General features: G+C 63.0%; 11 protein-coding genes. All 11 read right to left on the reverse strand.

The genetic code is table 11. The features are described 5' to 3' along the window. Positions 1–98 precede the first annotated feature (98 nt). A complete protein-coding gene (gene carB / locus GV068_RS00415; RefSeq protein WP_159695476.1) occupies positions 99–3,329 on the reverse strand; it encodes a carbamoyl-phosphate synthase large subunit in 3,231 nt (1,076 codons plus the stop codon). After that, positions 3,330–4,493, reverse strand: coding sequence for a glutamine-hydrolyzing carbamoyl-phosphate synthase small subunit (gene carA / locus GV068_RS00420; RefSeq protein ID WP_159695477.1), 1,164 nt, complete (start codon positions 4,491–4,493; stop codon positions 3,330–3,332). Positions 4,494–4,821: 328 nt separating this feature from the next. Continuing rightward, positions 4,822–5,232 carry a heme-binding protein gene (locus tag GV068_RS00425; protein ID WP_159695478.1) on the reverse strand — a complete coding sequence of 137 codons (411 nt, stop codon included), beginning with the start codon at positions 5,230–5,232 and terminating at the stop codon, positions 4,822–4,824. Between the two features lie 12 nt (positions 5,233–5,244). After that, a complete protein-coding gene (locus tag GV068_RS00430) occupies positions 5,245–6,162 on the reverse strand; it encodes a patatin-like phospholipase family protein (RefSeq protein WP_159695479.1) in 918 nt (305 codons plus the stop codon). A 213-nt stretch (positions 6,163–6,375) separates the two neighbouring features. Then, positions 6,376–7,296: a hypothetical protein gene (locus tag GV068_RS00435; protein WP_159695480.1), complete on the reverse strand. Its 921-nt coding sequence runs from the start codon at positions 7,294–7,296 to the stop codon at positions 6,376–6,378. A gap of 466 nt (positions 7,297–7,762) precedes the next feature. Beyond that, positions 7,763–9,055: a phosphate regulon sensor histidine kinase PhoR gene (gene phoR, locus GV068_RS00440; RefSeq protein WP_159695481.1), complete on the reverse strand. Its 1,293-nt coding sequence runs from the start codon at positions 9,053–9,055 to the stop codon at positions 7,763–7,765. A gap of 13 nt (positions 9,056–9,068) precedes the next feature. Then, on the reverse strand, positions 9,069–9,755 hold the full coding sequence (locus GV068_RS00445) for a response regulator (protein WP_159695482.1): 687 nt from the start codon (positions 9,753–9,755) through the stop codon (positions 9,069–9,071). 2 nt (positions 9,756–9,757) lie between these two features. Beyond that, positions 9,758–10,459 (reverse strand): phosphate signaling complex protein PhoU, encoded by a 702-nt coding sequence (gene phoU / locus GV068_RS00450; protein WP_159695483.1) that lies wholly within the window; start codon positions 10,457–10,459, stop codon positions 9,758–9,760. Between the two features lie 58 nt (positions 10,460–10,517). Continuing rightward, positions 10,518–11,312 carry a phosphate ABC transporter ATP-binding protein PstB gene (gene pstB, locus GV068_RS00455; RefSeq protein ID WP_159695484.1) on the reverse strand — a complete coding sequence of 265 codons (795 nt, stop codon included), beginning with the start codon at positions 11,310–11,312 and terminating at the stop codon, positions 10,518–10,520. An 18-nt stretch (positions 11,313–11,330) separates the two neighbouring features. After that, positions 11,331–12,191, reverse strand: coding sequence for a phosphate ABC transporter permease PstA (gene pstA / locus GV068_RS00460; protein ID WP_159704382.1), 861 nt, complete (start codon positions 12,189–12,191; stop codon positions 11,331–11,333). Beyond that, a complete protein-coding gene (pstC, locus tag GV068_RS00465) occupies positions 12,191–13,210 on the reverse strand; it encodes a phosphate ABC transporter permease subunit PstC (RefSeq protein WP_159695485.1) in 1,020 nt (339 codons plus the stop codon). Before pstC ends, pstA begins: the two co-directional genes overlap by 1 nt. Positions 13,211–13,212 lie beyond the last annotated feature (2 nt).

Genomic DNA, 13,212 nt, shown 5'->3' on the forward strand with positions numbered 1-13,212 from the left:
CGCGACGGTTTTTTAAGGTGCACTTACCAAGTGAAAACCACAGAGGCGCGCGGCGCTTGGCCACGCGAGCTCTGTGGTTCAGAGGTACTACTTGCTGCTTAGTTTAAGGTTTTATGAAGACCTTGTAAATCATAGACACGCAGCTCGTCCAGGTGGCGCATGCCCTCGATCGCGGCTTCCGCGCCGGCGATGGTCGTGTAGGTGACCACGCGCGACTGCAGGGCCGAGGTTCGGATGGTGCGCGAATCGGTGATCGCGGAACGCTTCTCTTCCACGGTGTTGACGACCATGACGATTTCGCGGTTCTTGATCATGTCGACCACGTGCGGACGGCCCTCCAGCACCTTGTTCACCGGGCGTACCGGCAGGCCGGCCGCTTCGATGACGGCGGCGGTGCCCTTGGTGGCGACCAGCGAGAAGCCCAGCGCCACCAGTTCGCGCGCCACGCCGACGGCGCGCGGCTTGTCCGCACCCTTCACCGACAGGAACACGGTGCCCTTGGTCGGCAGGATGATGCCGGCCGCCAGCTGCGACTTCACGAAGGCTTCGCCGAAGGTCTCACCCACGCCCATCACTTCGCCGGTCGACTTCATTTCCGGTCCCAGGATGGTGTCGACGCCCGGGAACTTCACGAACGGGAACACGACTTCCTTGACGCTGTAGAACGGCGGGGTCACCTCTTGCGTGACGCCCTGCTGGGCCAGGGTCTGGCCCACCATGCAGCGCGCCGCGATCTTGGCCAGCTGCAGGCCGGTCGCTTTCGACACGAACGGCACGGTACGCGAAGCGCGCGGGTTCACTTCCAGCACGAACACGGTGTCCACGGTTTTGCCGTCGACTTCCGACTGCTGGATCGCGAACTGCACGTTCATCAGGCCGACCACGTTCAGGGCCTTGGCCATCAGCGAGGTCTGGTGCTTGAGCTCAGCGATGGTTTCTTGCGACAGCGAATACGGCGGCAGCGAGCAGGCCGAGTCGCCCGAGTGCACGCCAGCCTGTTCGATGTGCTCCATCACGCCGCCGATAAAGGTGGCTTCGCCGTCCGAGATGCAGTCGACGTCGACTTCGATGGCGTCGTTCAGGAAGCGGTCCAGCAGCACCGGCGAATCGTGCGAGACCTTGACCGCTTCGCGCATGTAGCGCTCCAGGTCGCGCTGCTCGTGGACGATTTCCATCGCGCGGCCGCCCAGCACGTAGGACGGACGCACCACCAGCGGGTAGCCGATTTCCTCGGCCAGCGCCAGCGCGTCGGCTTCGGTGCGCGCGGTGCGGTTCGGCGGCTGGCGCAGGCCGAGCTTCTGCAGCAGCTGCTGGAAGCGTTCGCGGTCTTCGGCCGCGTCGATCATGTCCGGCGAGGTGCCGATGATCGGCACGCCGTTGGCTTCCAGGTCCAGCGCGAGCTTGAGCGGCGTCTGGCCGCCGTACTGCACGATCACGCCTTCCGGCTTTTCCAGGTCGACGATTTCCAGCACGTCTTCCAGGGTCAGCGATTCGAAGTACAGACGGTCCGAGGTATCGTAGTCGGTCGACACGGTCTCCGGGTTGCAGTTGACCATGATGGTCTCGTAGCCGTCGTCGCGCATGGCGAGTGCCGCGTGCACGCAGCAGTAGTCGAATTCGATGCCCTGGCCGATGCGGTTGGGGCCACCGCCCAGCACCATGATCTTCTTCTTGTCGGTCGGGTTGGACTCGCACTCCTCATCATAGGTCGAGTACATGTAGGCGGTATTCGTCGCGAACTCCGCGGCGCAGGTGTCGACGCGCTTGTACACCGGGCGAATGCCCAGCGCATGGCGGCGCTCGCGCACGGCCTGCGGCGTGGTCTGCATCAGGAAGGCCAGGCGGCGGTCCGAGAAGCCCTTTTGCTTCAGTTTGTACAGGGTCGGCTTGTCGATGCTGTCCAGCTTCTGGTGATCCAGCCACAGCTCGATGTCGACGATCTCCTTGATCTGCACCAGGAACCACGGGTCGATCTTGGTGAGGTTGTGCACTTCGTCCAGGGTGAAGCCCTGGGCGAACGCGTCACCCACGTACCAGATGCGCTCCGGACCCGGCTCGCCGAGTTCTTCTTCGATCTTCTCGCGGTCGCGCGTCTTTTCGTTCAGGCCGTCCACGCCCACTTCCAGGCCGCGCAGCGCCTTCTGGAAGGATTCCTGGAAGGTGCGGCCCATGGCCATCACCTCGCCCACCGATTTCATCTGGGTGGTCAGGTGCTTGTCCGCGGTCGGGAATTTCTCGAAGGTGAAGCGCGGGATCTTGGTGACGACGTAGTCGATCGACGGCTCGAACGATGCCGGGGTCGCGCCGCCGGTGATCTCGTTGCGCAGCTCGTCCAGCGTGAAGCCGACCGCCAGCTTGGCCGCCACTTTCGCGATCGGGAAACCGGTGGCTTTCGAGGCCAGCGCCGAGGAACGCGACACACGCGGATTCATCTCGATGACGATCATGCGGCCGTCCTTCGGGTTGATCGCGAACTGCACGTTCGAGCCGCCGGTGTCGACGCCGATCTCGCGCAGCACGTTGATCGACGCGTTGCGCATGATCTGGTATTCCTTGTCGGTCAGCGTCTGCGCCGGCGCGACGGTGATCGAGTCGCCGGTGTGGACGCCCATCGGATCCAGGTTTTCGATCGAGCAGATGATGATGCAGTTGTCCTTCTTGTCGCGGACGACTTCCATCTCGTACTCTTTCCAGCCGAGCAGCGATTCTTCGATGAGGAGTTCGTTGGTCGGCGAGGCTTCCAGGCCGCGCTTGCAGATCTGTTCGAACTCTTCCTCGTTATAGGCGATGCCGCCGCCGCTGCCGCCCATGGTGAAGGACGGACGGATGATGGTCGGGAAGCCCAGCTCGCGCTGCACGGCGCGCGCTTCGTCCATCGAATGCGCCACGCCCGAGCGCGCCGAACCGAGGCCGATCTTGGTCATCGCATCCTTGAACTTGGAGCGGTCCTCGGCCTTGTCGATGGCTTCCGGGGTCGCGCCGATCAGCTCGACCTTGTACTTTTCCAGCACGCCGTTGTGGTGCAGGTCGAGCGCGCAGTTCAGCGCGGTCTGGCCGCCCATGGTCGGCAGAATCGCGTCCGGGCGTTCCTTGTCGATGATGCGTTCGACGACCTTCCAGGTGATCGGCTCGATGTAGGTGACGTCTGCCGTTTCCGGGTCGGTCATGATGGTCGCCGGGTTCGAATTGACCAGGATGACCTTGTAGCCTTCCTCACGCAGGGCCTTGCAGGCCTGGGCGCCCGAATAGTCGAACTCGACCGCCTGGCCGATGACGATCGGACCCGCGCCGATGATCAGGATGCTTTTGATATCACTACGTTTTGGCATTTATTTCTTCTCCGCGGCTTGCATCAAGTTGATGAAGCGGTCAAACAGGTAGGCGACGTCGGTCGGGCCGGGCGAGGCTTCCGGGTGGCCCTGGAAGCAGAAGGCCGGCTTGTCGGTACGCTCGAATCCCTGCAGCGAGCCGTCGAACAGCGAGACGTGGGTCACGCGGCAGTTGGCAGGCAGGGTTTCCGGGTCGACCGCGAAACCGTGGTTCTGCGAGGTGATCAGGACCTTCTTCGAATCGAGGTCCTGCACCGGGTGGTTGGCGCCGTGGTGGCCGAACTTCATCTTCATGGTCTTGGCGCCGGAAGCCAGCGCCATGATCTGGTGGCCGAGGCAGATGCCGAAGGTCGGGATGCCCTTCTCGATCAGCTCGCTGCTGGCCTTGATGGCGTAGTCGCAGGGTTCCGGGTCACCCGGGCCGTTGGCCAGGAAGATGCCGTCCGGGTTCAGCGCAAGCGCGTCTTGCGCGGTGGCCTGGGCCGGGAGCACCGTCACCTTGCAGCCGCGCTCGGCGAGCATGCGCAGGATGTTGCGCTTGACGCCGTAGTCGAAGGCGACCACGTGGTATTGGGGATTCTCTTGCTTGCCGAAGCCTTCGCCCAGCTTCCACTCGGTTTCGGTGAAGACGTAGGGTTCCTTGACCGAGACCACCTTGGCCAGGTCCATGCCGGCCAGGCCCGGGAAGGAGCGCGCCAGTTCCAGCGCCTGCGCTTCGAGCGGTTCCTTGCCCTGGATGCCGGTCAGGATGGCGCCGGCCTGTGCGCCCTTCTCGCGCAGGATGCGGGTCAGCTTGCGGGTGTCGATGCCGGCGATGGCCACCACGTTTTCCTGCTTCAGGTAGTCCGAGAGCGACTGGGTGGAACGGAAATTCGATGCCAGCAGCGGCAGGTCACGGATGATCAGGCCGGCGGCGTGGACCTTGGAGGCCTCGACGTCGGCCGGGTTGACGCCGTAGTTGCCGATGTGTGGGTACGTCAGGGTAACGATCTGACGCGAATAGCTGGGGTCGGTGAGGATTTCCTGGTAGCCCGTAATCGCGGTATTGAAGACCACTTCACCGGTCGTGTGGCCGGCGGCACCAATGGAATAGCCTTTGAAAATCGTTCCGTCTGCGAGGGCCAGGATGGCCGGGACGGCTGGGCCAGAAAAAAATGGCGGCAAGGGTAACTCCCAATAAAGTTACCGTAGCTGCGCCACGTCAGACCGACATCCAACAAACCCGGGCGGAAGTGCTCGTGCCGGTAGCTGGACATCTAGTTGAATGAGGGATGGTGGGTAGTCGCTACGGCAAATGTGTGAATGGTTAAACTTCCAAATTATAGCGCGAACTGCCCCTATTCGGCAATGCAGCATTTTGAGGAAATGGCCATTATTTTGCCCAAACTGGCGGGAAAGGGGCGCGCAAAACGCGGTTTTGCTGCTTCTGCGAAATAAAAGAAAAGGCACCCGCAGGTGCCTTCTCGTGACGGCTTGGTGACCAGCCCGGCGTTCAGGCGCCGGTCAGGGCCGCGATGCCGGCCTTGGCGATCTGGGCATCCTCGTTCGACTTCACGCCCGACACGCCGACCGCGCCGATGACGTGGCCATCGACGATCACCGGCACGCCGCCTTCCAGCATGCCCTCGAGTTCCGGCGCCGACAGGAAGGACACGCGGCCGTTGTTGATGACGTCTTCATACACCTTCGACTCGCGGCGGCCGAGCGCGGCGGTCTTGGCCTTGGCCGGCGCAATATAGGCCGACGTGGCGGCGGCGCCGTCGAGGCGCTGGTACCACAGCAGGTGGCCGCCATCATCGACGATGGCAAAGGACACGGCCCAGTTGTTGCGCAGCGCTTCTGCTTCGGCCGCCGCGGCGATCGTCTTGGCGTCTTCGAGGGTGAGGTAGGGCTTGGTTTTCATGTGATGTCCTGGTTATTGTGCTTGCTGCTTGGCCTTGAGCTTGGCCTTAATCTGGGGCATGACGGCAGCTGCCGCCTGCTCGCCGGCGAGGATCGCCAGGTTGCGGTTGTTGAAGTCCGCGCTGCCCATGTTGCCGAGGGCCGGGGTGATGACGACATCCGCTTCCTTCAGTTCGAAGTGATTCAGTCGCTGGCCCATGATGCTGAAGGTCTGCATCAGCACGTCGAGCGAACTGGCGGTGGCCGCTCCTTCGGTCGCGCTCGAGATGTTCACCGCGATAATGAATTCAGCGCCCATGTCCTTGGTGAACTTTACCGGCACCGGGGCCACCAGGCCGCCGTCGACATAGGTATTGGCGCCGATCTTCACCGGCTGGAACACGCTCGGCACGCTCGACGAGGCGCGCACGGCCATGCCGGTATTACCCTTGTTGAAGAGGATCGGCTGGCCGGTCTTCAGATCGGTGGCGACAGCGCCGAAACGGATCTTCAGGCGCTCCATCGGCACGCCGCCGACGGCCTTGTTCACGTAATTCTGCAGCGCCTCCCCTTTCAGCACGCCGGTGGACTTGCCGAACAGCGGCAGCGCCCAGTCCGAGATGGTCGCCTCGTCCATCGCCAGCGCCGTCTTCTGCAGGGTAAAGCCATTCATGCCGGATGCGTAAAGGGAACCGACGACGGACCCGGCGCTGGTCCCGACCACGATCTCGGGCACGATGCCCTGCGCTTCCAGCGCCTTGATAACACCGATATGGGCAAAACCACGCGCCGCGCCGCCGCCGAGGGCGAGGCCGATTTTCACCTTGCGCGGCGGCGCCGGCGGCGTCGCCTGCTGGGCGACCGGAGTGGCGGGAGGCGGAGTCGGGGTGCTGCCGCAGGCAGTGAGGAACAGCGCGGCGCAGGCGATCAGGGAGCTACGACGAGAGAACATAAGGCGTGCCAAAAAGAACGAGGCACGATTGTACCCCGACCACAGCAATGAGGGTCAGAGTCGAATTAACTGGAACATTTCATAATTGAACGACTTCTAATTAGGGTCAGAGTCGAATTGTTGAGCAATTGCGCACCAACTAATTAGGGTCAGAGTCGAATTGTTGAGAAATTCCTCAAAGTTGCTCGGCAATTTGACTCTGACCCTAATTACTCACTCGATCGCATCCTCGATCCAGGTCAGAAGGCGCTCGCTCACATGTTGCTTGCACTTGCTCGCATCCTTGCCTATGCGTTGACGTTCAAGCTGGAGGAAGCCGTGGGCAGCCTTCCGAGAAATCGACAGATACTTGACCCGGTTTCGCTTTAACCTGAAGTGCCGTCGGCCATCCTCCATGGTATCGACCAGGTCGATGGACACAAAGAGCCCCTTGTGCATCCTGTAAAGCGTTACCGATGCATACCGGTAGCGACCGAGCTTGGAGGACATAGCGGCGAGCAATTTTTCTGGATCTGCGAGCAGTCGAGCCGGCGCCCGCATCACCTGTTCGGCAGCAAGGCGACAACGAAGTCGGGCAGTTCTGGCCCAGCGATTCGACGCTTCGCAGAATGGCTTGCCAGCTTGCTTGCGTCCTGCCCCCGATGCCCCCATCGCCAGAATCACTGGCTCCAGAATCCACCCTATACTTCTCAGCAACGCGGCATCCGGATCTTCATACCACTCGCCAGCGTCCAACGCCTCCATGAATCCCTCGACGATCGTCCCGGACTCGCTAACGAGATTGGCAAGCGTAACCAGCATCGGGCCCGCCGGCATGTCGGACACACCTGGACGAGATACGAGTACGATCCAGAATATCCATTGCGCCGACCAGCCTATCAGGCCAATGGCGCGGCCAATTTCTTTCATTAGTTCGGGATTACGCACTTTCGCCAGTCGACAGGCTATTTTGGCAACACACGCGAGCCAGCCGGCGAACATCCAAACGGTGATTATTGACAGACTCCAGTGCATTGGGGCGTTGACCCATGCATAGGCAAATGCACCCATGATCGCCAGGACGAGCGAACCCAGGAACGCTGGAACGATCAGCAAGGGTGTCCGGCCAGAAGGCTTGTAGTAAGTTGGACGCATCCACAGGCTCCGGAAAACATGAAGTTCGCCCTGGGGTCCGAAGTCAGCCTGCCGGCGCGACAGCGCCCTCCGTCGAGACATGGCGTGAGCGAGAAGCTGAACAAGGACGCAAGTGCGTCGTTGGCAATCTACGCTCGCTCACCCAACATTTCTTGCCTGATCGCAAATCTCTCAGTCATGGCTTAGCTCTGCTTGAGCAAAGCGTACTTCCCTGAAATGGTCAGTGTTTAAAAACTGGTGAGTGGCACTGTAGTCTGCCGCAATGTGTCACCAGTCACCGGATATGCGTTAGCGCGAAATTAGGGTCAGAGTCGAATTACCGAGCAACTTCAAAAGTTTCCCGATAATTCGACTCTGACCCCAATTGTTGTGCAAGAGCCCGGCAGAAAGAAGGGCAAGGGTCGAGTCCAATTACTTTGAAAGTTAACAATCTTTCCGAATAATTCGACTCTGACCCCAATTGGGCTTAACCCGGGAGGGAGGTGTTGGGCAGGACCGCGGTGAAGGTGCTGCCCTGGCCCGGAACGGACGTGATCACCAGGCGGCCGCCGTGGCGCAGGAGGACGTGTTTGACGATCGCCAGGCCCAGGCCAGTGCCCTGCGTTTCGCGCGAGCGGCTCTTGTCAACGCGGTAGAAGCGTTCGGTCAGGCGCGCGATGTGGATCGGTTCGATGCCGATGCCGCAATCCGTGACCGCGAAGCGCAGGTCGTCGGGACCGCGGGTCCAGGACAGGCGGATGGTGCCGCCGTTCGGCGAATAGCGTACCGCATTCGAGGCCAGGTTGGCGAAAGCGCTGCGCAGTTCTTCCAGGCTGCCCATCACGTCGGGGCCGTCGACCTCCACTTCGACCTGGTGGCGGCCGCCCGACAGCGCCCTCGCCTCCGCGGCCACCGATTCGGTCATGGCCTTCATGTCGACGCGCTCGCGTTTCAGCGGGAATTCGTCGGACTCCAAGCGCGACAGCGTCAGCATGTCGCCGATCAGGCGCTGCATGCGGTGTGCCTGCTCAGTCATCAGTTCCAGGTGCGCGGTGCGGGTGGCCACGTCCAGGCCGGGGTCGGACATGGCGATCTCGAGGAAGCCGACGATCACCGTCAGCGGCGTGCGCAGTTCGTGCGAGGCGTTGGCGATGAAGTCGCGCCGCATCGCCTCGATGCGCTCGGTATCGGTAGCGTCGTGGGTGACCAGGATCTGGCGCCGGTTCTCGAACGGGATGATGCGGCACTCGAGCTTCCTGCCACGGAAGGACAGGGTCAGCGGCTGCTCGTAGCGGCCCAGGATGACATAGTCGATGAATTCGGGATGGCGCACCAGGTTGGTCACGCGCAGGCCCTTGTCGCGTGCCATGGTCAGGCCCAGGTGGCGCTCGGCCGCCTCGTTGCACCATTCCAGGAACAGCACGTCGTCCATGATCGCCACGCCTTCCGGCAGCAGCCCCATCGCTTCGCGGAAGCGCGCCAGCCATTCGGCCATCTCGGCCTGGTGGCGTTCGTCCTCGCGCCGCAGGCGGTACAGGCGTGCGAACACGTCGGTCCAGGCGCCCCACCCGTCCGGCAGGCGGCTCGAGTGCGGGTCGTTCAGCCACTCGCCCAGCTCGTGCAGGTAACGCAGCTGGACGAACAGCGCGACCACGACCGCCGCCAGCGCGAAGGCGAGGCCGGCCACCCTGCCCGCCATCCACCAGACGATGCCGGCCGCAACGAACAGCAGGCCCAGGCGCAGGACGGCCGGCACCCAGAACAGTATTTTCGGACTCATTGAGCGCATCGGTTCACTTCTCGGACAGCATGTAGCCGACGCTGCGCACCGTGCGGATCAGGCCATCGGCGCTTTTCAATGCCTTGCGCAGCCGCAGCACGTGCACGTCCACCGTGCGTTCCTCGATCACGGCGTGGTCGCCCCACACCTTGTCGAGCAACTGGGCGCGCGAGAACACGCGTTCGCGGTGCGCCATCAGGAACTTCAGCAGCTTGTATTCGGCATTGCCGATCTCGATCTGCTGGTTCTCGACCGACACCGTGCAGCTGTTCGGGTCCAGCACCACGCTGCCGGCGCGCAGCGGCGCTTCGGCCAGGTGCGGACTTTTACGGCGCAGCAGCGCGCGCGAACGCGCCAGCAGTTCGCGCGGCGAGAACGGCTTGGTGACGTAGTCGTCGGCGCCCGTGTTCAGGCCGGCGATCTTGTCTTCTTCCATGCTCTTCGCGGTCAGCATGATCACCGGGATCTCCTGGAAGTCGCGGTCGCCGCGCAGGCGCGACAGCAGGCGCAGGCCGCTCTGGTCGGGCAGCATCCAGTCCAGCAGCACCAGGTCGGGCTTGCCTCGCGTGATGCTGTCCCAGGCGTTTGCGACCGTATCGGCGGTGCGGATATCCCAACCTGCTTCGCGCAGCGAATACTTCACCAGTTCGACGATCGCGGGCTCGTCTTCGACTACCAGGACGCTCGTGAGGTCCGCCATGCTTACTGCGCCGCCTGTTCGGTGACCACCGGCTTGCTGTGGCGGATGTCGCGGCCTTCGACCACGTAGATCACGTATTCGGCGATGTTCTTGGCGTGGTCGCCGATGCGCTCGATCGCCTTGGCCACCCACAGCGTATCCAGTGCGGAGGAGATCGTGCGCGGGTCTTCCATCATGAAGGTGATCAGGTTGCGCAGGATGGTGCGGAATTCGTGGTCGACCACTTCGTCGGCCGCGATCAGTTCCAGCGCCTGCTTGCCGTCCAGGCGGGCAAAGGCGTCCAGGGCGTTGTGCAGCAGGTCCGAGGTAGCGCGCGCGATGGTGCGCACCATGTCGTAGTGGGCGAACGGGGTGCTGCCGCGCGCGTGCAGGCCCTTGGCGGTGCGGGCGATCTTGGAGGCCTCGTCGCCGATGCGTTCCAGGTCGGTGATGACCTTGATGGTCGCCATCACGGTGCGCAGGTCGTTCGCGGTGGGCTGGCGGCGCACGATCAGGTGGCTGCAGGCGTCGTCGAGCTGCACCTCGAGCTGGTTGACCGCCTGGTCGTCGGCCATCACGCGGTCGGCGCGCGCCGCGTCGTCCACGCGGAAGCATTCGAGCGCTTCGTCGAATGCGGTTTCCACCATGCCGCCCATCAGCAGGACCTTGGAACGAATCGCTTCCAGCTCCTGGTCATACTGCTTGGATGAATGCTCGCCAGTCATAAAAACTCTCCTAATACTTTGCTATTGTATTGTTATCGTCACAGGGCCCGAGGTCCCATCAACCAAAACGACCGGTGATGTAATCCTGGGTTTCTTTACGGCCCGGATTCATGAAGATCTGGTCGGTCTCGCCGAATTCCACCAGCTCGCCAAGGTACATGTAGGCAGTGTAGTCGGAACAGCGGGCCGCCTGCTGCATGTTGTGGGTCACGATGGTAATCGTATAGTCCTGTTTCAGCTCGCTGATCAGTTCTTCGATCTTGGCGGTGGAGATCGGGTCCAGTGCCGACGTCGGCTCGTCCAGCAGCAGCACGTCGGGCTTCACCGCCACGCCGCGCGCGATGCACAGGCGCTGCTGCTGGCCGCCGGACAGCGACAGGCCGCTCTTATTCAGCTTGTCCTTGGCTTCTTCCCACAGCGCCGCCTTCTTGAGGGCCCACTCCACGCGCTCGTCCATCTCGCCCTTCGACAGGTTCTCATACAGGCGCACGCCGAAGGCGATGTTGTCGTAGATGGACATCGGGAACGGAGTCGGCTTCTGGAACACCATGCCGACCTTCGCACGCAGCATGTTGACGTCGACGCCCGGCTCGAGGATGTTACGGCCGCGGTACATGATGGAGCCTTCCGCGCGCTGCCCCGGGTACAGGTCGTACATGCGGTTCAGGGTGCGCAGCAGGGTCGACTTGCCGCAGCCCGACGGGCCGATGAAGGCCGTCACCTGCTTGTCGTGGATATCGAGCGAGACGTTCTTCAGGCTCTGCGTCTTCCCGTAGAAGAAATTCAGGCCCGAGATCTCGATCGTCTTGGCTTTGGCGGCGGTCGGCGCCTGGTTGTGCATGGTGTGGTTCATCGCTTGATAAGGAATGGATTAACGCGGAGTCTTCTGGCTGAACATGGTGCGCGACACGATGTTCAGGAACAGCACGGTAAAGGTGACCAGCAGCGCCCCGCCCCAGGCCAGCGAGCGCCAGTCGTCGTAAGGGCTCATGGCGAACTGGTAGATCACCACCGGCAGGTTGGCCATCGGGGCGTTCATGTCGCTGCTGAAGAACTGGTTGTTCAGCGCGGTGAACAGCAGCGGCGCGGTCTCTCCCGACACGCGCGCCACCGCCAGCAGCACGCCGGTGACGACGCCGGCCTTCACGGCGCGCAGGCGCACCGTCATCGCCACCTTCCAGTGCGGCGCACCGAGGGCGTAGGCGGCTTCCAGCAGGCTGTTGGGCACCAGGCGCAGCATGTTGTCGGTGGTGCGCACCACCACCGGAATCGCGATCAGGGACAGCGCGATCGAACCGGCATAGCCAGAGAAGTGCTGCACCTTGGCGACGTAGAGCGCGTACACGAACAGGCCGATCACGATCGACGGGGCCGACAGCATGATGTCGGTCACAAAACGCGTCACCTGGGCGAAGCGGTTGTTCTCGCCGTACTCGGCCAGGTAAATGCCGGCCAGGATGCCGACCGGGGTGCTGACCAGGGTCGACAGGCCGACCATCATCAGGCTCCCCAGGATGGCGTTGCGCAGCCCGCCGCCTGCGCTGCCGGGCGCCGGAGTATCGGCCGAGAACAGCGCGCCGGAGACGGCGCCGAGGCCGTTGATCAGGAGGGTCGCCAGGATCCAGGCCAGGAAGGCCAGGCCGATGCCCATGGCCAGCACCGACAGCGCGATGCCGACGCGGTGCGCCAGCAGGCGCTTGCGGTAGACGGGGTTCTTCACGGTGGTGTTCATCACTTGCTACCTTCTTTACGGGACATCCCGACCAGCATCAGTTTGGCTGCCGACAGCACGATGAAGGTGATGGCGAACAGGATCAGCGCCAGCGCGAACAGCGAGGACACGTGCAGGGGCGACGCGGCTTCGGCGAATTCGTTGGCCAGGGTCGAGGAGATCGAGTTACCGGCCGAGAACAGCGACCAGGACAGGTCGTGGGCGTTACCGATCACGAAGGTCACCGCCATGGTTTCGCCCAGGGCGCGGCCCAGGCCCAGCATGACGCCCCCCACCACGCCGTTGCGGGTATAAGGCAGCACCACCTTGCGCACCACTTCCCACTTGGTGCAGCCGAGGCCATACGCGGATTCCTTCAGTACGGTCGGCACGATCTCGAACACGTCGCGCATCACCGAGGCGATGAAGGGAATGATCATCACTGCCAGGATCAGGCCCGCGGTGAGGATGCCGATGCCCATGGTCGGACCCTGGAACAGCTGGCCGATCACCGGCAGCTGGCCGATGGTCGATTTCAGCAGCGGCTGCACGTGGTCGGCGAACAGGGGCGCGAACACGAACAGGCCCCACATGCCGTAGATGATCGAGGGGACGCCTGCCAGCAGCTCGACCGCGGTGCCCATCGGGCGGCGCAGCCACACCGGGCAGATCTCGGTCAGGAACAGGGCGATGCCGAAGCTGATCGGGAAGGCCACCGCGAGCGCGATGATGGAGGTGGCGAGCGTGCCCCAGATCGCGATCATGGCGCCGAACTGGTCGCCCACCGGATCCCATTCCACGCGGGTGATGAAGGCGGCGCCGAATTCCTTCAGGGCCGGCGCCGCGCCGATCGCCAGCGAGACGATGATGCCGATCAGGACCAGCAGCACCGATGCCGCGAACAGCAGCGTGATCTTGTGGAAGAAGAAGTCCTGGATCCGCTGGTTACGCATGGTATTGCGCAGGGCGGCCCACTGGCGGGCGTCGACTTCGGCCTGTTCGGCCTGGGCGTCCAGCGCAACGGAGGGTTGTACGCTCATAA

It is taken from the genome of Massilia sp. 9I, from assembly GCF_902506415.1.
Taxonomy (GTDB): Bacteria; Pseudomonadota; Gammaproteobacteria; order Burkholderiales; family Burkholderiaceae_D; genus Telluria.